Below are 22,685 nucleotides of genomic sequence, written 5' to 3'. Positions count from 1 at the left end.
CGGCGCAGGCAAGCAGGACTTTGAGCCTTAGGCTAAGGGCGGGCTGCTTTCTTTTTCTTTTTGCCCCACTTGCGGTTATACCAGATCAGGGTACCCGTCACCGGTAAACTCGCGCCGATCATACAGGCCAAAAAGGCCAGGATCTTGGTCGGCAGGCCCAGGATCTGCCCGGTATGGATATCGAAGTTCATGCGGTAAACCTTTTCGCCGGTTGATATTTCGCTGTAAGGTTGGTCATCCTGGTCAATATACCGCAGTGGTTTTAAATTGCTTTGGTCGTAGAAATAAGTCGCCCGGTTGTAAATGATCGTACCGTCGCCGAAAAAGACCATGGCCTGGTAGGGTTCTTTGGCTTCATGGGGTACCGGTAAAATGATGCGGCCGTAATCGGGATGATGTTTGATGGTTTGCTCCCAGATATGATCCAGCGCGACACTTACCGCAGGCTTGTTGGTTAACGTGGTATCTGAAAAAGGATCATCTTCTTTGAGTTCGACGGGCGCTTTCCAGGTCAGCGTGCGGTACAGGCCATGTTTGAACCAATCAAAAGTGAAATAGATGCCGGTGATGGTCAGAAACAGCAGAATGATGGAGGCGTAAAAACCCACCACGTTGTGCAGGTCGATCGTCAATCTTTTCCAGTTGGCGTTCCACCTGATCTTAAAGCTCTTATCCCGGTTCTTTTTGTTCCAGTTGCGCGGGTACCACCAGATCAGCCCGGTGATGATGATGACCAGGAAGATCAAACAGGCCGAGCCGACGATCGGGCTGCCGATCTTTTGCGGCAGCCATAAAAAGCGGTGACCTGCGCGCACAAACAGGATAAATAGTTCGAAGCCTGAAGGCTTACGCTTATCCAGGATAATGTGCCCGTCATAGGGATCAACAAAGATATTGGCAAGGCCTTTCTTGCCAAAAGTATAACCGATGCTGACCGAACGGCCCGGGCCACTGTTGATGAGATTACTCAGCTTCGCCCCGGTATCTTTCTTCGCTTCGAGGTAAGCCGTTGTTTTGGCGATCAGCGCTGAGGGCGGCAAAACGGGCCGGTTACGAATTTCCACCCGTTGGTACTTTTCGGTAAAATAACCGATCTCGTAGCGCCAGACCCATAGGCCGCCCGTAAAGCAGACGATGAAAACGATCAGGCCGGAGATCAGCCCCAGCCATAAATGCAGCCATTCCGCCACGCGGCGGAAGGCTGATTTTTCTTTTCTGTTGGTCACCATATTAAAACTTGATGGTTAGGTTAGCGGCGATATTGGCCAATGGCTGGGCCGAACCGGCAAGGTCCCAGTATTTTTGCTTAGCCAGGTTATTCACTTTAAAATCAAAACGCCATTTCGGCTGGTCATAAAATAGCGCGGCATTCAGGACGGTATAATGCGGCAGGCTGTAAGTATTATCTGTTGATAAAAAGGCGCGGCTGACGTAGTTGCCGCCAAAACCAATACCCACGTCTTTTAAGATTCGCTGGAATTTATAGCTGGCCCACCAGTTGGCGATCCTTTCCGGCGCGGTGGCGGCCATATTGCCTTCCAGCGCGGGGTTGGTGGTCTTCACGATCTTATTGTTGTTATAGGCATAGCCCATCAGGATATTCAGGCCCGGCAAGGGGTTGGTGATCAGTTCAGCATCCGCGCCTTTGCTGACCTGCTGGCCGTCCTGGAAGGTAAAGCCCTTGGAATCGGTACGGGTCGCGTTGTCGATCTTCGTATAGTAGTAGCTTACCGTCAGGTTCACTTTTTTGTCAAAGGCTTCGGTCTTGATACCGCCTTCAGACTGATTGGCGAAGATCGGTTTCACCACGAACAAGGTTCCATCAGGTTGCTGCGCCGGCGCCACATTCTGGAAGCCGCTCATGTAATTGCCGAACAGGGATACCTGGTCTTTGACCACCTGGTAAACCAAACCCAGTTTGGGCGCTACCGAATTTTGCGTGTAAGGGTTTGAAACACTGGGGCTGGTATAACCTTGATAATCGTAGTGGTCAAAACGCAGGCTCAGCATGGCAAACAGGCGGTCATTAAAGCTGATCACATCCGTCGCGTAGGCGCTGGTGGTGAACTGGTCGGAAACGCCAAATGGGGTTAGTGCGCCATATTTAACAAAATAGTCATCTACTTTAGCTTTGCCTACGGCCAGCGGATTAGGGGTTTTGCTCACATCCACCGTGTCAATAAAGCGGTTAGCCGGCGTGGTGGTATAATAAAAATTACCATTATAATAACGGTAGCTCAGGCCCACCAATACTTTATGTTTGATAGCGCCGGTCTTAAATTCACCGTTGATATTCTCCTGTAAATTGGTGTAATTATTATACATCGGGCCATATAACAGCATGTTACGGGCCACTTTCGTCGGCGAAATCCAGGTTGGATAATACTGGTAGCTCTGTTTCACATTCTCGCTCACGAAAGAGAATAAAGTGGTCGCGGTCCAGTTAGCTGAAATCTTATACTTGCCTTCCAAAAATATTTTATTGGAACTGGTCAGCGCGTTGGCGTCATCCAGGTATAATGACTTATTATAAGTTAAAGGAATTTGATCAGGTGATGTAATGCCTGACGCAGGTGTAACGCGGGTATACATGATGCGGGTCTGGTCGGTATTGAAATACTCGACATCGGCGCTCAGTTTCAGCCGCTCGTTCACCTGGTAAGACAGGCTCGGGGCGATCAGTACCGTGTTGTTATGACCGTTGGTCAAAAAACTATTCTGGCGGTTCACGGCCGTATTGATCCGGACCAATGCAGTTTTTTCGGGATTTAGCGGGGCGTTCACATCCGCGCTGATCCGGTTCAGGCCGTAGCTGCCTAAAGTATAAGATGCCGAACCGCCGAAGGTATCATAGGGCTTTTTGGTGACCACATTGACCACCCCGCCAAACGACGAAATGTTGGCACCAAACAAAGTGCCCGAAGGCCCTTTCAGCACTTCAATACGCTCGATGTTACCGATATCCAGGCCGGAACGGCTGGCCACGGTTTCCATGCCGTTACGCGCATTCACGCTGGTAATGAAACCACGTGAAGTGATGGCGAAGCCGCCCGCCGGGTAGGTATTCGGCGCGGCGCCGGTAATATTGCTGGTGGCCTGGCTGATATTGGTGGCTACCTGTTCCTGCAGCAATTCTTTCGTGACCACGCTGTAGACCTGCGGGTTCTCCAGGTTGGCCAGCGGCATCCGCGCGACCAGGTCGCTTTTCTTATTGGCGAATTTATTCGTCTTAGCGCCTTTTACGACGACTTCCTGCAATTGTTCGTTGTTCTCGGACAAAACAAAATCGGCTTCGGTGGTTTGTCCGGCGGCGACGGTAATATCCTTGCTTTGCGGTACCAGACCGATAAAGCTGGCGGTCAAGGTAAAGTTACCGGGAGCGATATGATTTAATTGATAATGACCTTTTTGATTGACGGTGGTGCCTTTGCTGGTGCCTTTCAGACCGATGGTCACGAATTCGGCGGGCTGGCCGTCCGAGGTTTTGACGGTGCCTTTAATGGTCCCGCTCTGGGCGAATGTGATCGCTGAAGAAAATAAAAGAAGAATAGTGAAGTAGCAATGCTTAGGGCATAGTAATAAAGAATTCATAGTTTTGCTTTGAATAGTTAACGGATCGAAGATTTGTTGACGTTTGCCCGGTAGGAAGTTTGGCGACGGATCACCGGGCTTTTTATTGGAGGTTTTCAGGGTGGCGCGTTCATCAGCGGGATCATGATTTTCTGGTATGTTTTTCTGTCGCAACAAAGTTATTCTTATTTAGATTAATTACAAATAATAATCAATAGTCTGGCTGGCCCCGGGGGAAATGCCCGCAGATTTAATGAGGTACATCACTTATATTGGGTATTTAATGCGTAGCTTCGGGTTCTACCTCCATTCGTCCCTGCTGACCACTTGGATCGATGCCCGTAGCTTTTGGAAAGCATACTTAAATCAAAGACCATGGGGAAAAGATCAACGATGAACATTTGGCAGAACCGTATTTTTTCGGGCAGCCGTACCGGCACGCTGATGGCACATTTCGGCGTGACCCAGCGTTCCAACCGGCTGATCAACTATGTCCTCAGCGTTTATTTTATCCTCGGCTTGCTGCTGGCCCCGCTTTATCATACCTGGTTGATCGCGGTAGCGGCCGGCGGGCTATCGCTGGCCGCGTATTACCTGGTCAGGTGGATCCGGCCAAACGCCTGTCATTACCAATATGTCTTAAGCGTGGCGCTGGGGGTTTTTATGGCCCAGTTCATCTACCAGACCCACGGGATGTTCGAGATGCACTTTTTCGCTTTTATCGGCAGCGCGCTGCTGATCACCTATCAAAACTGGAAGCTGCAGTTGCCTTTGCTGGCCTTTATCCTCCTGCATCATCTGCTGTTCGCCTACTTGCAGGATACCGGATTGTCCGATGTCTATTTCAATGAGCTGAGTTTCCGTGACCTGCCAACTTTCGCGACCCATATCCTGCTGACCGTAGTGATCTGTTTCATCTGTGGCCTCTGCGCTTTCCAGCTGCATAAATATCACCAGATCCAGCTCGTCCAGGCCGAACAAATGGCCCGGCTCCAGGAGGCTGCGCAGCTATCCATTGTCAGCCAGAAAAATACCGAGGCCATGGCAGAGCGGAACACGATCCTGGAAAGTATCGGCGACGCCTTCTTCGCGGTCGATAAGGAATGGGTCGTGACCTACTGGAACCGGAAGGCGGAAGAGGTGCTGTTCAAGACAAAGCAGGAAATGCTGGGCCATAACCTGTGGGCTGTATTTAACACCTCCATAGCTTCAGAATCCTACCGGCAATACCACCAGGCAGCGCTTACCAGCCGCCATGTACACTTTGAGGATTATTTTGAGCCGCTGGACAAGTGGTACGAGATCAGCGCCTACCCCTCCGCAGCGGGCCTCTCCGTCTACTTTAAAGATATTACGGAACGAAAACAGCACCAGGCCGTCCTGCGGGAGTCCGAGCAAAGATACAGCGATGTGTTCCATTTCAGTCCGCTGCCGATGTGGGTGGTCAACCTCGAATCCCTGGTATTCCTGGATGTCAATGAAGCGATGATCAGCCTCTATGGCTACACGCGCGCGGAGCTTTTGACCATGACCCTCAGGGATGTGCGCCCCGAAAATGAACTCGCGGTCCTGCAGCGCGCACTGGACCAGGGGGACAGCGCGCCGGGCACGGTCGTCCGCCGGCAAATGATCCACCGGAAAAAGGACGGGGACCTGATGAATATGGACCTGCAGATCGCCCCCTTCTTATTCAAAGGCGTAAAGACCAGTATCGTGATCGCGACGGACGTCACCGAACGGCTGCAATATGTGAAGGCGATCGAGGAGCAAAATGAAAAACTGCGGGCGATCTCCTGGATGCAGTCGCATGTGATCCGCGCGCCGCTGGCCAGGCTCATGGGACTGATCCCGATGTATATTGACCCGAAGGCCACGCTGAAGGACAGGCGGGAGATCAGTACCTATTTGCTGCGATCCGCGGACGAGATGGACCAGGTGATCCGCAATATCACGGACACGATCTGTGCCGCGGCCGTTCACTAAAAGGTCCAAAACTTAATGGAATATCCTACGTAAAAAAATATTTTAACCCCAATGCTTATGCGTTATCTGTGTATTCTGTTTTGTTTCCTCTCGGAGGGGGTATTCGCCCAGCAACCGGAAAGCGAAAAGGTGAAATTATACATCACTTTGAGCCGTTCCTATGCGGAGGCCCAGCCTGATTCCGCCGTCCATTACGCCAATGAAGGCATGCGGCTGGCCGAAAAACGGAATGACCGCCAGGGACAGGCCGCGCTGCTGCTGGAACTGGGGCAGATCAATATGCTGCATCACCATCCCGAACTCGCCCGCAGTTTTTATAATGAAGCCCTGGGTTTATACCGCCGGCTGCAGGACGCCGCGGGGGTCGCGCATACCTATGACCTGCTCGGCGTATTGGATAACAACCGCTCCGACTTCAACCACGCGCTGAAATATTACCAGGATACCCGCGACAGCGGCGGCCTGATCGATACCTATACGGCCATGGGCCAGGCGGCGGCCGAAAAAGGGGAACATGAAAAAGCCTTAAGCTGGTACCTGCGGGCATTGACCCAATACGAACACCGGAAACAGCAGCCGGAAGCCTATTTCGTGCTGCTGGAAAACATCGGCCGGCTTTACCGGCTGAAAGGCGACAGCCTGGCCGCTTTGCATTACCTGCAGGAAGGTTTGCTTCAAAGCCGGCGGCAGGGCAGCCGCGCCGGTGAGGTGCACCTGCTCAATGATGAAGGGCGGCTCTTTGCCCAGGACCACCAGGAACTCAAAGCGCTGGCGCAGTATAAACAGGCATTGAACGAAGCAAAAAAGTTCCGCCAGCCGGATGAACAGGCCGAGGCGCTGATCGGGATCGCCGGGATATTAAAACAACAGGATGCCGGCGCCAGTATCCGGGACCTGCAGCAGGCGCTCGCCATTGCCAAAGGCTTACAGGAGCCGAAGCTGGCCGCCCGGATCTATGAAGCGCTGGCCGGCGTTTACCGCCAGCAAAAGAACTATGGCGAGGCCATGGCCGCGCTGGAAGAGAACCATCACCTGGTGGACAGCTTGCTGGGTGCCGATACCGTCAAAGAGATCGCCGCGCTGGACAGCAGTTATGTGCTGGAACGGTCAAGGGAACAGGTCGGTATCCTGCAGCGCCTGAACCGGATCGAAAAGATCAGCCTGAACCTGGGGCTGGCGGCGATGCTGGTCGTGCTGGCGCTCCTGGCGCTGCTTTGGCGTTACCTGCGAAAGATCAAAGGCCTGAATGCGGAACTCAAGAACGTCAACGAAGAGCTGAGCAATTCCAACCGGGTAAAAGATACGCTGTTCTCGGTGATCGGCCATGACCTGAAAGGCCCGGCGGGCAGCGCCGCCCAGCTTTTTGAGCTGATGGAAACCGAAAACTTTACCCCGGAGGAAATGAAAGGCATGATCGCCGAGCTCCGCAAACAGACCAGGGCCTCACTGGAACTGCTGCAATCCCTGTTTGAATGGGGAAAAGCCCAGCTGCAGGGCATCCGGGTCAGGCCGGTGGATTTTGATCCCGCGCCGGTGGTGGGACGCTGTATCAGCTTGCTGACCCAGCAGGCCGGCCAGAAAAACATCAGCCTGCATATGGAAATTCCTGCGGGGCTGCTGCTCCATGTCGACCCGGACCATTTTGAATTCGTGATCCGTAACCTCCTGTCCAATGCCATTAAGTTCAGCCATGCCGGTGGCCGCATCGACGTCAAAGCGGCTTTGCCGGCCAGTGCCGATGAGGCGGTTTTCGCCGTTCAGGATAGCGGTGTGGGCATCTCCAAAGCGCAGCAAACGGTTTTCCTGACCAGTAACCTCCATGTCAGCTTTGGCACGCGCCAGGAAAAAGGCAGCGGGCTTGGCCTGCTGCTGACCAAGGATTTTATCAAAGCCAATCAGGGGCGGATCTGGCTGGAAAGCGAGGAAGGCAAAGGCACAACCTTTTTTGTGGCCATGCCCGCCAGGCGGTTGACGATCGGTCAGCCCTAACTACTCAAAACGATTTTAGCACACCGCCGCTGAAAAGATGATAAGCTTTCATCACGAGGCCCCGGAAAAAGATCCCCCAACGCGAAGTGAGCTGCTTTTCAGGTTGATTCCTGGCTTCTGCACTTTCGCCGAACTTTCGGGCTTCTTCCGCGCGGGTTTGTTGGAATGCGGCCTTTTTTTCTTCGCTGATGTCCCCACTCAAAATGAGTGCACCCAAAGCTTCCGCATCTTTCAAAGCCATACTGATACCCTGTCCCCCCGGACCGTAAGGATGGGCGGCATCGCCGATCAGGATCATATTTTTACTAAACCAAATGGCCGGTACTTTGCCATTGTAAACCGGGCCGTGGGCTAGGATCAATTGCGGATCAGCCTGACACCTTTGGAATACCGCCCGTAACCCGGAGCTCCAGGCCTGCGACTCGGCTCCCAGCAGTTGCATGACCTTTGCATTGGTCATGGCCCTGGCCTCCGGCTCGGTCATATACAGGTGGGTCCATAGGAAAATATGGTTATTTTGATCACCGGAACCCACTTTGCCGATCGACCCCAGGCCGACATGATTTCCCGGGTGTTGGTAGAGGGACATTTCGACCTTCGCATCGCTTGGTGTGATCAGGCCGACGCCCAGGTAGCCGGCATAGGTCTTCGTTGAACTTTGACCGGGATTCAATAGTTTTCTGACCACAGAGCCTACGCCGTCTGCGCCCACGAGTAACCGACCGGTAATTTTTTGGCCTGTTTCAGCGGTGACCGCTACGCCCTCAGGGTGCCCGATCGCTTTGACCAGCCTGAAGCCTGTGACTACCTCGACCCCCAGCGACTTCACTTTCTCTATTAATTTTTCATAAACCGCCCGCCTGGTGACCATGATCGCCGGGCTGGTTCCCGCAGGATGCGGTAAAGCAAAATCTGCTACCAGATTTCCATAGTGCATGATCGTCCGCCGGGTAGGCTCACCAATATGGTCAATGCCCATTTTTTCTAATATCCTGACGCCCTGGGCTGAGATCCGGACGCCGCTGGTCACCCCGTCGGCCTGGTGTTTTTCTTCCAGCACGATACAGGCGATGTTGTTTTCAGCCAGCTGAATGGCCAGGCTCAATCCGGCGATACCGGCACCTGCGATGATGATCCGCTCTTCCATACCGCAAAACTATTTCCTTTCAAAGGAAGATAATAGTATAAATCGGTCGTTTTGGTTTTTGGCCAGTTCCTTCGGAACCACGCCGGAGAATTTTTTGACCGCTTTGATAAAATGCGTTTGATCGGTAAAGTTCAGTTCCGGGAACAGCCTGCCCTCGCTGATCTGCGGCAAGGATGCCCGGAACCGGAAAATATTGCAATACGCTTTTAGGGCGATGCCGAACTGCCCCTTAAAATAACGGTTGATCTGCCTGCTGCTCCAGCCCGCGCGGTCTGCCAGTTCCTGTACCGTTAGCGAACCCTTGGAGGTATAGATCAGCTCAAACAATTGCCGCTTCCTGCCGTCAATGCCGGGTTTGACCAGGCGAAGCATCGTCGCCGAAGTTTTGGCACAAAAAGCTTCAAAATCATGAAGGTCCCCCGCGGTGATGTTCCAAAATTCCGCAGGGAGGCGCTGTCCCTGGTTTAACACGGAAGCCATTTTAATATCCAGCAGGTATTCGACCGCCAGTAATTTAAAACTGATGGCGAACATGACCAGACCTGCCGGGACCGTGGCCGGTTCAGGCCGGGTGTCCAGCCCCCGCAACGTCGCCTGAAAACGGTCGTTTGCGGCAGCGGAAAAGATCAGGTCAAACCTGCCGTCCGGCAGCACGACGATCTCCCGGTCAGCCCCGGATTCATTCCGGATCATCCAAAAGCTTTCCACGAAGTCGGCAAGCCCGATTGGCGGCCGGATGAGTTGCACGATCATGACCGCTAATTTATGGGTTTAAAGTTAGCAAATGACTCAGGTTCATACGGCTCAGCCGATCGAGCGTGCAAAATATTTTAGTTGAATTAAAACCAGTGCGGCGGCCTGTGGGAAGATGCCTGGGTTATTGGTTGATTCGGCTAAATGAAAAGCAGATACGGCTAAATCTGTTTGGCGGGAACAGCTGATCTTTGTAGCATCAAGATCAAGACTATGAAAGTATTTGTCACAGGGGCCACGGGCTTCATCGGCACGGCGATCGTGCAGGAATTAATAGGTGCTGGCCACCAGGTAGTGGGATTAGCCCGTTCGGAGGTATCTGCCCAAAAGCTAATTAAGGCAGGCGCGGAAGTATTGCGCGGCGACCTGGAAGACCTGGAAAGCCTGCGGAGTGGCGCAGCCGCCGCTGACGGCGTGATCCACGCGGGTTTTATCCATGACTTTACCCGTTTCGCGGAAGTTTGCGGGGTGGATAAATTGGCTATCCAAACCATTGGCGCAGTACTGGCCGGTTCCGGCCGTCCCTTTATCGTTACATCGGGTACAGCGCTGGTCAGCCCGGGACAATTGGCGACCGAAGACATCAAACCACCGGTCAACCCGGCCTGGCCGCGCGCTTCAGAGCAAACCGGGGATGCGGTTGGTGCGGCATCGGTGCGTTTATCACCTTCGGTGCATGGGGATGAGGACAAGCATGGTTTTATCCCGATCATGGTGAATATCGCCAGAGAAAAAGGTTTTTCCGCCTATATCGGCGAAGGGCAGAACCGATGGAACGCGGTGCACCGATTGGATGCCGCGCGTTTATTCCGGTTAGCTTTGGAGCACGCGGTACCGGGCGCCCGGTACCATGCGTCCGCGGAAGAAGCGATCACGGTCAAAGCAATCGCTGAAGCGCTGGGCGAACAACTGAACCTGCCGGTCAGCTCAATAGCGCCGGAAGCCGCCGCCGAACACTTTGGCTGGTTCGCGCACATGGCAGCGATCGACTGTCCTTCCTCCAGTCAGTGGACGCGGGAAACTTTACACTGGCAGCCCACACATTCGACATTATTAACCGATATTGGGAACGGAATCTATACGTCATGAGCAACCCGCAGCTTTTCCGGTTTAAAACCATCACCGAATACCACCGGGCTGCGGGCCTGCCCAAGCCCGCGCACCCGCTGATCAGTGTCGTCCATATGGCCGACATGAAGCGGCCGCTCATCGAAGGCCCTTACAGCATCATCTATGATTTTTATTCGATCGCGATGAAAAGGATGCCGGGCGTCAAATTCAAATACGGCCAGCAGGCCAGCGATTTCGATGAGGGGGTTTTGTTTTTCATGGCGCCCGGGCAGGTTTTCGGTATAGAGCTGGAAAAAGGCGCGGTGCACCGGCCCGAGGGCTGGATGATCCTGATCCACCCCGATTTCTTATGGAACACGCCGTTGATCAGGACCATTAAAAACTACGAATTCTTTTCGTACGCCGTGCATGAGGCGCTTTTTCTATCCGACAAAGAAGAAACCATGCTGACGACCATCGCGCAGAATATCGAGCAGGAATACCATGCGAACATCGACCGCTTCAGCCAGAGCGTCATCATCGCGCAACTGGAACTCCTGCTCACCTATGCGGAACGCTTTTACCAGCGCCAGTTCATCACGCGCAAGATCGCCAGTCATGAGCTTTTAACGCGGCTGGAGGATCTCCTCTCGGGCTATTTCGCCAGCGGGGCTTTAGCCAGGCAAGGCCTGCCCAGCGTGACTTATATTGCCGAGTCGTTGCATATCTCGCCGGGGTATTTAAGCGGGCTCCTTAAATCGCTGACCGGGCAGAGCACCCAGCAACACCTCCACGATAAACTGATCGAACTAGCCAAGGAAAAGCTGTCCACCACCAATTTGTCCGTCAGCGAGATCGCTTACGAACTGGGGTTTGAGCACCTGCAATCTTTCAGTAAGCTGTTTAAGACCAAGACCAGTTTATCGCCGCTGGAGTTCCGGCACTCCTTCAACTGAGCGATCCCGCAAGCGTGTCAGGTTGTATACCCACCATTTAGATAAAATGAAACAAATGACCCCCGGACCGTCAGGTTCATCTCTACCCATCATCGGTTAGATTTCAGGCTTTCACTTTTAACAAACCGGCATTGATGGCTACGACCACGGTACTGACCGTCATCAGCACAGCGCCGGCCGCCGGACTTAAAACAATGCCCTGATGATATAAAACACCTGCCGCCAGTGGCAGGGCGATCACATTATACCCTGTGGCCCAGGCTAAATTCTGTATCATTTTACGGTACGTCGCTTTGCCAAACAGGATCAGGCTGACAATATCCCTGGGATTACTGTTCACCAATACGATCCCGGCCGTTTCCGCTGCGATATCACTGCCTGAACCTACAGCAATACCGATGTCTGCCTGTGCCAATGCTGGCGCATCGTTGACGCCGTCCCCGGTCATGGCCACAAATTCGCCCTGGCTTTGTAATGCCTTGACCTTCTCCAGTTTTTGATGGGGCAAAACCTCCGCTATAAAGCTATCCATCCCTAAGGTTTTACTCACACTGGCGGCTACTTTTTGGTTATCGCCGGTTAGCAATATCGATTTAATATTTTCCTGTTTTAAAGTTTTAATCGCTTCTGCCGATTCCGGACGTAGCTCGTCGGACAAGGCAATGTATCCGGCTAATTGCTGAGCGATCAATACAAAAACCACCGTTTCGGTATCATCGGCGGTAAAACCTTCCGGCACAGTCAACTTATTTTCCTTCAAATAACCAGGGCTGACCACCAATATCTTTTTACTTTCCACGGTCGCTTCCACGCCCTGGCCCGTGATCGCTTTAAAGTTTTCGGCTTGCGGGATGGTTAATTGGAGGTCTTTCGCTTTTTGCAGGATACCGGTAGCAATAGGATGTTCGGAGTTTTGCTCTAAAGCAGAGGCCAGGCGGATCAGCTCATTTTCGGTAAGCTCTTTTTGCAGGGACACTACTTTGGATACTTCAAACTTTCCAACGGTAAGCGTACCCGTTTTATCAAATACAATCGTGGTGATCTTCCGCGCGTTCTCGAACGCGGTCCGGTTCTTGATCAGCAAACCATGTTTGGCAGATAAAGCGGTTGATTTGGCCACGACCAGCGGCACCGCCAGACCCAAAGCATGGGGACAGCAGATCACAATGACCGTAACCATTCTTTCCATCGCGAAGGCTAAGGTCTGCCCGGTTAAATACCAATACAGAAACGTCCCGATACCCGTTACCAATGCGATTATGGTCAGCCATTTGGCTGCTGTGTCGGCCAGTAGTTGGGTTTGCGATTTCGATTTCTGCGCATCATCGACCAGTTTGACCACCTGCGACAGGTAGGAATCTTTAGCCGCATGGGAAACCGTCACCTGGAAAGACCCGTTGCCGTTCATGGAACCCGCGATCACTTTGTCTCCCTTAACTTTCAGGACCGGCTTGGATTCACCCGTCAACATGGATTCATTCAAATAACTTTCGCCTTCCAGTATGATGCCGTCAGCCGCGACCTTTTCGCCCGGCTTGACCAGGATAATATCATTTTCCTTCAGGGTATCCGTTTTTACATCATGAACCCTATCCGGCATGACCATATGCGCCTCAGCCGGCATGAGCTGCACCAGTAATTGCAGTTCATTAGAGGCACCCATGACCGACCTCATCTCTATCCAGTGGCCTAATAACATGATCAGGATCAAGGTAGCCAGTTCCCAGAAGAAGTCCATCCCTTTCAGGCCAAAAACAACAGCGACGCTGTAGCTGTAAGCAACGGTAATGGCAAACCCGATCAGGAACATCATACCCGGGTTCTTCGTCTTCACTTCATCTATCAATCCGGTCAAAAACGGCCAGCCCCCGTACATGAACACCACAGAGGCTAATGCAAAAAGCACGTAAGGGGATCCCGTGAAGCTGAGATCAACATGCAGCCATTGCTGGATTTGCATCGACAACAACATGATCGGGATGGTCAGCACTAACACCACATAAAATCGCTTCTTAAAATCAGCGATCATCATCGCATGGTGGTCATGCTCCGACATGCCGTGATGCGCATCATGACCGTGCTGCATTTTGCTGTGGTCCATATTTTCCATTTTCATTGCAGGCATTTTGTGGTGGTGTTCCATTTTTTGAGGGGCATTGCCCGTTAAGGGTTTTAATGATAAAAGTACGTATCACTTTAACAAGATGGACCACTTTTAGGTTGACATCAAATGATATATAAAAAGGCTGGGTATTTTTTAGAAAACCCAGCCGAACGCCTTGAAAGCCTACGAAAAAAGAACCGTTAACCTTTTGCCTTTTTTGTCTGGTCCTTTTTCTTTTGCTGTTCTAAGAAGTAGCAATGCGCGGCACAGGCGTGTAACTTATAGTTCATGTGGGTGGTTCCGAAATTATGCCCCTGCGGGTCTAAGATGGCGCATTTTTCTTTGTCCAGGTCTTTAGTGTTCAACACGTTCTCTCCATTGATATTGTAATAGGCACCATTCTTTTTGGCCATACCCAATTTCTTGCCGTTCGCATCGATGACGTTCCCGCTGCCGTCAATGAAATACAATTTCTGCCCTTTGCTGTTACGGACAATATTGTCCTTGTCTATAGATCCCAGTTTGGTGCCACCATGATCGTAGATACCACCTTTGGCATTGATGGTGATCTTAAACGTCGTATCTTTTTTTGTTTGGGCCTTAGCTGTAATTCCCATAGCCATGATGAACAGGAATAGGAGGAAATGAATTTTTTTCATGATGTTGATTTTTTATCTGGCTAAATTTCCCTCATTTCTGTTGTTATTCAAATGATAACAAACAAGCTCATAAGTGATAACGGTCACTTATGATGCAAGTCCCAGGCCCATATCGGACGGGCATATCCTGCGCATCGGACATCATACGAATTGTGATTAATTTGTTAGCTTCGTTCATGCCGGAAAAAAAGCCAAAACTTGCCGAGATCAAGACCAAGCCAACGGCGGTCAGCGTGATGGATTTTATCACCATGCTGCCGACCGAACAACAGCGCCAGGACAGTTTGGTGTTGCTGGACATGATGCAAAAGGCCAGTAGCGAAACGCCGGTGCTCTGGAGCAACGCCATCGTCGGTTTTGGTTTGAAACGCTACGAGAGCCCCACCAGTGGCCGGCAGGTAGATTGGTTCCTGATTGGTTTCGCGCCACGTAAGGCCAGCCTGACCATTTACCTGATCGATCTCCGGAAGCATGAAGCGGCACTGCAAAGGCTGGGCAAGTACAAGACGGGCGGGGGCTGCCTTTACCTCAATAAGTTGGCAGATGTCGATCTGGAAGTGTTACGTGGCATGATCAGGACAGTTGCCCAAACCTAACCTAATTTGCTTAAATTTGGGTATGCCGACCATGGAAGAGTACGATGCGCTCGCCGAAGCCGAAAAAGCTGCTTTTATTCTAAACGGAGATTTCCTGGCTGACCGGGAAGAGAACGGGCTGATGGTACAGCTGTATAGCATTGGCAATTTTTACGGGGAGCTGTATTATGATCCCTTGGCCAATAAGATCCTGCGCTGGCGGGCTTTTGAGGGTACGCAGCAATTAGGACCCTACCTGGCTCAAATTCGTTTCAATACGCGGCATTGACCCCCTAATCGCAGACATGCAGCCAATGACCGTCGCAGTCCTCGATGATGAACTCGCGCCCGTAGGCCCGCTGGATAATTTCCTGTTGGATCTTGGCGCCTTTAGCAGTGACTTCCTGGTAAAAAGCCTCAATCTCGGGAACCCAAAAAAGAAAATCAGGTGTGCCGGGGCGCAAATCGCGGTTATAGTGCATAGTGTCATTGTCGCTGCCGCCGAAATGAATAGGATAACCATTTCGTTGCAGGATGACATAGGCACAGCTTATTTTCGAAGGAAAATAACTGATCAGCTCAAATCCTAATACGTTTTGAAAATATTCCGCGGTTTTGACCGCATCTTTCACGACGATCTGGGCGGTGGTACCCACGACCTGCACTTTGTTCATGACGAATTGTTTACCTTTAAAATTACGAAATAATAGCGACAGCATGAAAGTAAATTATTGTATGCCGGTGATACCCGAGAGAAGCCTGCGGTTCTGGATAGAAGGGCTGGGTTTGACTGCCGACCGGGAAGTGCGACAAGATGGTCAACTCGTTGGTTGCATGGTGCAGCGGGAGGCGATGTTCTTTTGGTGGAACCAACGCGCGGGAGGGCCGATCCCCGCGGAATATGAAGGCGTTCGCTTTTACTGGACGCCGGATGACCTCGTGGGGATGCAACGGCATTTAAGGGCTCTGGGTTATGGCGTGTCGGCTATCGAAACGCGTGATTATGGGCAGACGGAATTCTTCCTGACGGATGACGACGGGTATTCCCACTGTTTTGGTATAGCAACGGACGAATTGAAACGACCCTAACATCGGGGCCGACATTTTTTGTGTATTAAATAAAAGTCCCCAACGCTGGCCGCCGGGGACTTTCCCTATCATTTAAAAACCGTACATCCCACCCGAAACGGAAATTTGCTCTCCCGTGATCCAGGCGGCATCATCGGAAGCCAGGAATACGGCGGCTTTCGCGATATCTGCGGGCTGGCCCCGGCGGCCCAGCGGTGTATTGGCGATAAACATTTTTTCATAGTCGCTGCCGGCAGTGACCCCTGCCGCGGTAGCGCCTTCTGTTTCCGTAGCGCCCGGCAAGATAGAATTGATCCGAACGTTTTGTGCACCCAGTTCTTTCGACAAGGCGATGGTGAAAGCGTCCAACGCCGCTTTCGTGGCGGAGTATAACGAAGCTCCAGGGAGCGGCATTTTGCTGGCGCCCGAACTGATATTGATGATATTCCCGCCTTTGTCGCCAAACAACTTCAAAGCCGCCTGAATTGTCAGTACCGGTCCCAGCACATTGACATTGAAGCTTTGATGAAAAGCGTCTGGGGATATTTGTTCAATCGTTCCGTAACCCTGAGCGACCGCGTTGTTGACCAAAATATCCAGGCCGCCGAATGCTTTATTGGTTTCGTCAAACAGCCGGGTGACATCGGCTTCGTTCGACACATCGGCCTGTACCGCGATGGCTGTGCCGCCATTGTCCGTGATCTCCTGAACGACTTGGTCTGCGGCATCTTTACTCGAAGCATAATTCACGACGACTTTGGCACCTGCTGCCGCGAAATGTTTGGCGATCGCCGCACCTATTCCTTTTGAAGCACCGGTAACGACCGCTACTTTGTTTGCTAATTTATTCATGATGATGATTTAAGATTTGAATTTAATTAAGTCCTGAAAGATCAATTGACCCCAGGTATTTCCCTGCGCCTGCACCAGCAGTCCGCCTTCCGAAAGCCCGCCCAGTTTGACCGGCGCGAAACCGAGGTCTTCCGCAAGCGCCGCGATCTCCGCAGTTGCGCTGTCCTCGTCACTGGCCAGGAACACGACCCTGCGGCCGCCATGTACAGCCGGATCCTGTTCGAGAATAGCAGCGCCTAAATGGTTGAAGCCTTTGACGAGTTTGGCACCGGTGAAAGCCTGCGCTACGAATTGGGCAGAAGGTAGTCCGCCCAGTTTTTCGGGAGGCACCCCGTAGGCATTGGTCACATCAACGATGATCTTACCCTGCCAATCGGGCAGCGCCTTGGCGACATCCGCGTGCGACTCGAAACGCACCGCCAAAAAGATGATGTCCGCCTTGACGGCTTCGGCCAGTGTCGTGGCAATAATTCCGGGTCCGACCGCGGCCGCCTCTGATTTAAAGCTTTCCGGGTCGCGCGTGGTGGCCACCGCTACCTTGATACCCTTGCGGGCAAAGGCTTTGGCCAGGGCCTGGCCGATCTTGCCAAAGCCGATAATGGCATAATTTGCTGATTTATTCATTGTGAAATTATTTAGCTAGATAAGTCATTCCGCCATCCACCAGGAGTTCGGCACCCAGCATAAACGATGAATCGTCCGAGGCCAGGAAAACGGCTGCTTTGCCAATGTCGGCAGGCTGCCCGATCCGGCCGATCGGCATTTGATCGGCAAAGTGTTTTTTGACCGCTTCCATTTGCGCTGCCGGTACAAACTTGTCAAATGCCGGGGTATCGGTGGTGCCCGGTGTGATCACATTGGCCCTGATCTTCCGGTCCAAAAGGTCGCTTGAAAACCCTTTGGCTAAATAGATCACGGCTGCTTTGGCAGCGCCATATAGCGTAAAATTCGCATAGGCCCGGTGTGCCGCATTCGACCCGATCAAAATGATCGAACCGCCGTCATTCATATAGGGCAAAGCTTTCTGCACCGTGAAGTAAACACTTTTCAGGTTCAGATCAATCGCCTGGTCAAACGCTGCTTCGTCAAAAGTGGCGACCGTTCCTACCGCGCCGGCACCCGCATTGGCGACGATCACGTCTATTTTCCCAAATTTTTCAGATGTGGCTGCAAAGACCCTTTCCAGGTCGGCCACATTGGTTACATCGGCGTTGATGGCGATAAAATCATCGCCAAGCTGCGCCACCGCACTGGCCAAGGTTTCCGGGTTTCTGCCGACAATCACGCCCTTGGCACCTTCCTGCTTGAATTCCAATGCAATGCCCAACCCGATACCGCTATTACCGCCTGTAATGACGGCTACTTTATTTGTTAATCTGCTCATTTTTAATTTATTCTTAAATTTGTTTAGCAAAGTTACTATCAATAGTTTACTTTTGTAACCAACCGGGTTTAATCTGGTTACCCCCGGGTAACTACAAATTTTAAAATATGAGAGACGAGCGTTTTTGTGCTTCGAATTGCCCCTTTACGCGGGCGATCGGCACCATTGGTAATAAATGGAAACCGATCATCATCAATGTGATCGGCACCCGTACCATTCGTTTTGGCCAACTTGATTCCATCGTACCGCACATTTCCAGGAAAGTACTGGCCGAACAACTCAAAGAACTGGAAGAAGACGGGCTATTGGAAAGAATGGCCTATAAGGAGCTGCCGCCCCGGGTGGAATATAAGCTATCTGAGAAAGGCCTGGCTTTTTTACCGATCTTAGAAAGCATCAAAGCATGGAATTGCAAGTATGAGGTCGCGCCGATGGATAAAGAAAGCAGGGTCACTTATGCCGGATAGGTTGAAATAAAAGTCCCCAAACACTCGCTGCCGGGGACTTTCAACCTAAACCTTATCACAAGGCGGGTGAACCGCCAAAAGATGGCGTAAAATACTATTTTCTTCCCAGTTTTACCCATTTTCTGAGATCGTCTTTATCGAAATAAAGCCGCCTGCCGGGCTTGTTGAAGGGTATTTCGCCGCGACTCACCTTGGTATACAAAGCGCCGGGGCTGGTCTTTAAAAACTCCGCAGCTTCCGTGATGGTCAGTAAGGTTGATTCTTCCGGCTGCTGCTGTAAATTCTGCAAGAGCAGTTCGATGCGCTCTACCTTTTCAAAGAGCTGGCGGACGACTTCCGGGAGTTTGTCAAAGCTGAACGGCTCCATTTCAGACGCTCATTTTCTTTCCCTTAGACTTTTTTTTTGAAGTTTCCTGGCTTTGGGTTTCCGCTTTTTTCTGGTCTTGCTTCAACTCGGGCTTTTTATAATGCTCCAGTTGCTGCGCTTCGCCCTTCCAGTTGGTCAGGTTGACACGGTGTTCGGCGGGATTGGCTTCTAAAAACAGTTTCACTTCTTTACCGTCTTTCATCGCGGTCACCTGGTGGCGGTTGCCTTTTTCTAAAGACTTCATCAGCTTATCGCGGGCACCTGCTTCGTTGATACCGACAATGTCCAGTTTGTCGATCGCGCGTTCAGGCCGGTAATTCCATCCATCGGTAAATGGCCGCAGTTTATAATTGCCATTTTCAGTTTTGTTTTCTTTATCAATGATGATCCAGGCATTGTATTTTTCGCCTTCCAGGTTCTCCAGTTGTTTGTGGACGGCACGCCCTTCCATCAAATTATAGGCTTCTTTGGCCGTGATACCGCTGCCTTTGTTCAGGTAAAAGGTCTGCGCCATGTCCTTTCCTTGCAGTGCGGCCTCATACTTGTTAAAAAAATACATCTCGTCCTTATCACCGGCTTTGTAATGCAGGGTATAATCGACGTTCTGTTTGTTGTACTCCTGGGTGGTTTGCAGGGTGAATTCTTTTGGCGCCGCCTGTAAATTCTTTTCCAGATCGGCATTCAGGTTTTCGCCGAAGCCAAGGTTCAACAGTTGTTTTTGCAGGTAACTTAAATTTTGCGTGTTCATAACATTTGATTTTAATTCGTGGATATATTGCTGTGTCGCTGTAAGGTTCAGGGGCATAAAAGGGTCGTGATCGTTGTCAACGAACAGGCTCAAACGGAGCAATTCAGTCGCGGTCGCCACCGGTACGTCGGGCTGGAAATATTGCATGACCTGGTTGTTTTCGGTATGGGGTTTGTCCATCGCGGCATCGATGCAGTACAACTGGTAGCCGGCGTTTTGATCTTTTTGAAAGGACAGGGCGAATTCGGCGCCGTCCTGTTTGGTATAGATATCGTGTAACTGTTTGTCCGCGGCAACCATTTTCCGTAATTCGCCGGTGACTGCAGGGTCAAGAAAACCCAGTTCCTGTAGCTGGGTCTTGAGTTCATAAAAGTTGACAGCTTGCTGCATCTCCTGTTTTTTTAATTGTTCATAAATCGTATCCAATGGTGCCAGCCGTTCATAAGACCGGCTGATGGTCTGTTCAGGAACCATGGCGTCAACCGGCAGGTAAAGCCCATACGCCAGCTCTTCCTCGAAGCCTGCCGGGAGCAAGTGCACCGTCAATTGCCGGAAGGTCAGCCGGTGATTGTTGCCGTCCAGCTGGAGTTCGGTGACCAGGCGGCGACCTTCGATCTCGTATTCGTCGGCCTGGTAGAAGGGGCCGTGCGGCATGGCCAGCGTCGCACAGGATTCCGGGTCATTCCAATGGGATAAGCCGGCCGCTTTAAATTGCGCGATCGCCTGGTCGGGGTCGCCCAGCAGGCGCAGGCAGGCGTCGACCTGCGCCCGGGACAAGGGCCGGAGTTCTTCTTCGTCGGGCAACAGCCCCCGTTGATCCTGATTTAATACCGCGATGGCCTCTTCACGGCTGATGTCTGTGGCAAACAGGCGGTGGAGATCGTCGGTACCGACCGACAACATGGCTTCGTAATGGGCCAGTGTGAAGGATGGCACGCCTTTTTGCTCGAACTCAAACCAGGCGCGAAACTCATTATTACCGATCATTTCCTTGTAATTGATCGTAAAAATGGCGCTTTCGGTGCTCGTAATTCTTTGGCGAAGCGCACGGATCAGCGCCGGGTCGTCAAAGCCCAAGCCGGCCAATTGTTTTTCCAGTTCAAAAAAGTTGCCCATCTTTTCCATATCGTACTCATCAAAATGATCCGTTTCCCGTGGGTCGATGTTCAGTTCGTCGTCCATTATTTATTGATCTTTAAGAGTACGGGGTATTCATTTTGTAATTTGACCTTGATCTTTTTTACTTTCTTGCTAAACAGGCCTTTGGCGGCGTTCACCCCACCGGCGGCGGCTTGGGCGCCGAGGCTTTGGTCCATGGTCAGGAATTGCATACTTTGGATGGCATTATCCGCTCCGTTACCGGCTGCGCCGCTTAATTCCGCTTCTGGTGCCGGTATGCCGGGCATACCGTCCAGGCTAAATACGGTGAGGTTCACCGGGATGATCTGTTTATCCAGGCGGATATTTTGAATGGTTAATAACAGCCGCTGATTGGTGACCGAGCAAACCCCAAAGATCTCCTGGCCTTTGGGAATCAACTGATCTTTGAGCTTTACACTGTCGGTTAATTGGAGTTTCACGGCGCCGCCGTCCATTACTTTTTGCTTGCCGTCTATGATGGCAGGTATCGCTTTAAAGGGCGTGTTATCTACCGGTTTTTGTTCCGTTTTAACCGAGCCGGGATTTTGAATGGCCTGTATTTGCGTTAGCATTTTACTGAGTTGCGCCATTTCCGGATCTTCCTGGCCGCGGTTGTTTCGGGCGGAATTCATCATTTGATGCAGTTGCCTGATCTTCTGTTCCGATGCTTCCCTTTCCGGGTCATAAGTGCTGGTTGGTGTAGTTGGCTGATTGATCTGTTTATTGATGACCGCCAGTTTGGCCTGTATCCGTTCGGCGCTTTGGTCGGCTTCGGGTTTCGTATTTAATGCTGCGATCTTCGCCGAATCGGGTTGGTGCATGCCCATGGCTTTGAGAAATGAGGGGCTGACGCCGTTTTGCGTGGAATCATGCGAAGCGGTTTGGTAAACCGCCATTTTGTTCGCGTCCTTTTCTTTTTTGAATTGCGCTTCCGGCAGGGAAGCATCAAGCCCCTTTCCGGTTGTTGGCTGGCTGGTGGTTTTTCCGCCGCCAAGCGCCCAAAAAGCCATGGTCAGAAATGGGATCACCAATAAGGGTAATACCAGGAGGAATTTGCGTTGCTTATTCATTTGCTTTGTTTTTTGGTTAATGTATCGGTGTTATGGCCAATGTGCTGCGGGACATAGCCGTTATTAAAGCTTATTTTATTGCGGCCAAGCGATAAGGTCAATAGCAAGGCAAAAACTGCTGCGAAAAGCAGCAGGGCCAGCTTTTGCCGCGCAGGAGAAAGGCCATTGAAATATTGATTGAATTTTTTCATTTGCTGATCGTGGTATCGCGGTTGGCCAGCGTTTCCCATTTTTCAATGAGGAAACCGTGCGGGTTGTTATCGGAGCGGCTGACATTGCGCAGGTAGCCCTGGGTGATTAACAGCTTATTGACGGTCGAGGTCGAACGGGTCAATCTCTGTATCGCGTAACATTTAAAATAATAGGGATATTGATTCATATCCAGTTGCACGCTGTCGACCTGGATAGACTGGCTGATATTACCGGAGATCAGGTTGTTGTAATAGTTCTTTTCTTTAAGTCCGTTATACTGATTGCGGGCGCTTTCATCGGCTAAGTACAAAGCTTTCCCAATATTGCTTTCGATCACCTTTTCATCGGGATCCAGCGTAAAAAAATCATGGTGAAACATGCGGATATGGTCGCGTGCTTCCACGGGGATATTGTCTTTCCGGTCTGCCGCGAAAGCTTCCAGCGCTTTGCCATTGGCCAGGATATAGATGTGCTGATTGGCTTCCGCACTAAATGCAAAGCATTTATAGAGCGCAAAGCAGGAAATGAGGGTACAAGCGATGACCAGCAGGTAGCTAAAGCGTTTGATGTGCTGAAAGGCGGTTTCGATATTTTTGAGATGGGTGAACATA

At 51.5% G+C, this 22,685-nt stretch carries 23 protein-coding genes; 8 read left to right on the top strand and 15 right to left on the bottom strand.

The window, feature by feature from the left end; translation table 11 throughout:
* Nucleotides 1-32: 32 nt before the first annotated feature.
* Both AC07M6_RS11635 and AC07M6_RS11630 read right to left on the bottom strand, forming a co-directional pair.
* Nucleotides 33-1,229 carry a PepSY-associated TM helix domain-containing protein gene (locus AC07M6_RS11635; protein WP_494889544.1) on the bottom strand — a complete coding sequence of 399 codons (1,197 nt, stop codon included), beginning with the start codon at nucleotides 1,227-1,229 and terminating at the stop codon, nucleotides 33-35.
* 1 nt (nucleotide 1,230) lies between these two features.
* Complete coding sequence (locus tag AC07M6_RS11630) at nucleotides 1,231-3,591, bottom strand: TonB-dependent siderophore receptor (RefSeq protein WP_494889543.1); 2,361 nt, start codon at nucleotides 3,589-3,591, stop codon at nucleotides 1,231-1,233.
* Nucleotides 3,592-3,945: 354 nt separating this feature from the next.
* Between AC07M6_RS11630 and AC07M6_RS11625 the strand changes: the two genes are divergently transcribed.
* Nucleotides 3,946-5,553, top strand: a complete 1,608-nt coding sequence (locus tag AC07M6_RS11625; protein WP_494889542.1) for a PAS domain-containing protein — start codon at nucleotides 3,946-3,948, stop codon at nucleotides 5,551-5,553.
* A 51-nt stretch (nucleotides 5,554-5,604) separates the two neighbouring features.
* Nucleotides 5,605-7,542, top strand: coding sequence for a tetratricopeptide repeat-containing sensor histidine kinase (locus AC07M6_RS11620; protein ID WP_494889540.1), 1,938 nt, complete (start codon nucleotides 5,605-5,607; stop codon nucleotides 7,540-7,542).
* Nucleotides 7,543-7,546: 4 nt separating this feature from the next.
* Here AC07M6_RS11620 and AC07M6_RS11615 read toward each other — a convergent pair whose 3' ends face one another.
* Nucleotides 7,547-8,689 carry an FAD-dependent oxidoreductase gene (locus AC07M6_RS11615; protein WP_494889539.1) on the bottom strand — a complete coding sequence of 381 codons (1,143 nt, stop codon included), beginning with the start codon at nucleotides 8,687-8,689 and terminating at the stop codon, nucleotides 7,547-7,549.
* Between the two features lie 9 nt (nucleotides 8,690-8,698).
* Nucleotides 8,699-9,442 (bottom strand): helix-turn-helix domain-containing protein, encoded by a 744-nt coding sequence (locus AC07M6_RS11610; protein ID WP_494889538.1) that lies wholly within the window; start codon nucleotides 9,440-9,442, stop codon nucleotides 8,699-8,701.
* A gap of 213 nt (nucleotides 9,443-9,655) precedes the next feature.
* On the opposite strand from AC07M6_RS11610, the gene AC07M6_RS11605 reads away from it, so the two are divergent.
* Together AC07M6_RS11605 and AC07M6_RS11600 are read left to right on the top strand one after the other, a co-directional pair.
* Nucleotides 9,656-10,531: an SDR family oxidoreductase gene (locus AC07M6_RS11605; protein ID WP_494889536.1), complete on the top strand. Its 876-nt coding sequence runs from the start codon at nucleotides 9,656-9,658 to the stop codon at nucleotides 10,529-10,531.
* Nucleotides 10,528-11,448 (top strand): helix-turn-helix domain-containing protein, encoded by a 921-nt coding sequence (locus AC07M6_RS11600; protein WP_494889534.1) that lies wholly within the window; start codon nucleotides 10,528-10,530, stop codon nucleotides 11,446-11,448. The genes AC07M6_RS11605 and AC07M6_RS11600 overlap by 4 nt, the downstream gene beginning before the upstream one ends.
* A gap of 103 nt (nucleotides 11,449-11,551) precedes the next feature.
* On the opposite strand, the gene AC07M6_RS11595 is transcribed toward AC07M6_RS11600, so the two are convergent.
* Nucleotides 11,552-13,564, bottom strand: a complete 2,013-nt coding sequence (locus tag AC07M6_RS11595; RefSeq protein WP_494889533.1) for a copper-translocating P-type ATPase — start codon at nucleotides 13,562-13,564, stop codon at nucleotides 11,552-11,554.
* A 188-nt stretch (nucleotides 13,565-13,752) separates the two neighbouring features.
* Entirely contained in the window at nucleotides 13,753-14,211 is a 459-nt protein-coding gene (locus tag AC07M6_RS11590; protein WP_494889532.1) for a hypothetical protein, read from the bottom strand.
* A 176-nt stretch (nucleotides 14,212-14,387) separates the two neighbouring features.
* Here AC07M6_RS11590 and AC07M6_RS11585 point away from each other — a divergent pair, with 176 nt between their 5' ends.
* Together AC07M6_RS11585 and AC07M6_RS11580 are read left to right on the top strand one after the other, a co-directional pair.
* Nucleotides 14,388-14,807 carry a DUF1801 domain-containing protein gene (locus tag AC07M6_RS11585; protein ID WP_494889530.1) on the top strand — a complete coding sequence of 140 codons (420 nt, stop codon included), beginning with the start codon at nucleotides 14,388-14,390 and terminating at the stop codon, nucleotides 14,805-14,807.
* A gap of 16 nt (nucleotides 14,808-14,823) precedes the next feature.
* A complete protein-coding gene (locus AC07M6_RS11580) occupies nucleotides 14,824-15,075 on the top strand; it encodes a hypothetical protein (RefSeq protein ID WP_494889528.1) in 252 nt (83 codons plus the stop codon).
* 4 nt (nucleotides 15,076-15,079) lie between these two features.
* Here AC07M6_RS11580 and AC07M6_RS11575 read toward each other — a convergent pair whose 3' ends face one another.
* Nucleotides 15,080-15,460 carry a VOC family protein gene (locus tag AC07M6_RS11575; protein ID WP_494889526.1) on the bottom strand — a complete coding sequence of 127 codons (381 nt, stop codon included), beginning with the start codon at nucleotides 15,458-15,460 and terminating at the stop codon, nucleotides 15,080-15,082.
* Between the two features lie 43 nt (nucleotides 15,461-15,503).
* Here AC07M6_RS11575 and AC07M6_RS11570 point away from each other — a divergent pair, with 43 nt between their 5' ends.
* On the top strand, nucleotides 15,504-15,875 hold the full coding sequence (locus tag AC07M6_RS11570) for a VOC family protein (protein WP_494889525.1): 372 nt from the start codon (nucleotides 15,504-15,506) through the stop codon (nucleotides 15,873-15,875).
* Between the two features lie 72 nt (nucleotides 15,876-15,947).
* Here AC07M6_RS11570 and AC07M6_RS11565 read toward each other — a convergent pair whose 3' ends face one another.
* From AC07M6_RS11565 to AC07M6_RS11555, 3 genes are read right to left on the bottom strand one after another with little or no spacing between them, the layout of a single operon-like run.
* Complete coding sequence (locus AC07M6_RS11565) at nucleotides 15,948-16,706, bottom strand: SDR family NAD(P)-dependent oxidoreductase (protein ID WP_494889524.1); 759 nt, start codon at nucleotides 16,704-16,706, stop codon at nucleotides 15,948-15,950.
* 9 nt (nucleotides 16,707-16,715) lie between these two features.
* Complete coding sequence (locus tag AC07M6_RS11560; RefSeq protein ID WP_494889522.1) at nucleotides 16,716-17,330, bottom strand: NADPH-dependent F420 reductase; 615 nt, start codon at nucleotides 17,328-17,330, stop codon at nucleotides 16,716-16,718.
* Nucleotides 17,331-17,337: 7 nt separating this feature from the next.
* Nucleotides 17,338-18,090: a glucose 1-dehydrogenase gene (locus AC07M6_RS11555; RefSeq protein ID WP_494889521.1), complete on the bottom strand. Its 753-nt coding sequence runs from the start codon at nucleotides 18,088-18,090 to the stop codon at nucleotides 17,338-17,340.
* Between the two features lie 107 nt (nucleotides 18,091-18,197).
* Between AC07M6_RS11555 and AC07M6_RS11550 the strand changes: the two genes are divergently transcribed.
* On the top strand, nucleotides 18,198-18,557 hold the full coding sequence (locus AC07M6_RS11550) for a winged helix-turn-helix transcriptional regulator (RefSeq protein WP_494889520.1): 360 nt from the start codon (nucleotides 18,198-18,200) through the stop codon (nucleotides 18,555-18,557).
* 94 nt (nucleotides 18,558-18,651) lie between these two features.
* Here the strand turns inward: AC07M6_RS11550 and AC07M6_RS11545 are convergent, their stop codons facing one another.
* Genes AC07M6_RS11545 through traK form a run of 5 tightly spaced genes read right to left on the bottom strand, consistent with a single transcriptional unit; the run spans nucleotide 18,652 to nucleotide 22,684 of the window.
* Nucleotides 18,652-18,924, bottom strand: a complete 273-nt coding sequence (locus AC07M6_RS11545) for a helix-turn-helix domain-containing protein (RefSeq protein ID WP_494889519.1) — start codon at nucleotides 18,922-18,924, stop codon at nucleotides 18,652-18,654.
* Nucleotide 18,925: 1 nt separating this feature from the next.
* A complete protein-coding gene (locus tag AC07M6_RS11540) occupies nucleotides 18,926-20,854 on the bottom strand; it encodes a hypothetical protein (RefSeq protein WP_494889518.1) in 1,929 nt (642 codons plus the stop codon).
* Entirely contained in the window at nucleotides 20,854-21,882 is a 1,029-nt protein-coding gene (gene traM, locus AC07M6_RS11535) for a conjugative transposon protein TraM (protein ID WP_494889516.1), read from the bottom strand. Before traM ends, AC07M6_RS11540 begins: the two co-directional genes overlap by 1 nt.
* Nucleotides 21,879-22,073, bottom strand: a complete 195-nt coding sequence (locus AC07M6_RS11530) for a hypothetical protein (protein WP_494889515.1) — start codon at nucleotides 22,071-22,073, stop codon at nucleotides 21,879-21,881. Before AC07M6_RS11530 ends, traM begins: the two co-directional genes overlap by 4 nt.
* Entirely contained in the window at nucleotides 22,070-22,684 is a 615-nt protein-coding gene (gene traK / locus AC07M6_RS11525) for a conjugative transposon protein TraK (protein ID WP_494889514.1), read from the bottom strand. Before traK ends, AC07M6_RS11530 begins: the two co-directional genes overlap by 4 nt.
* Between the last annotated feature and the right edge of the window lies 1 nt (nucleotide 22,685).

This window comes from Mucilaginibacter sp. GW821-FHT07H05, from assembly GCF_059418485.1.
The sequence above is the reverse complement of the archived record's forward strand: the minus strand, read 5'-3'. Positions and strand labels throughout refer to the sequence as shown.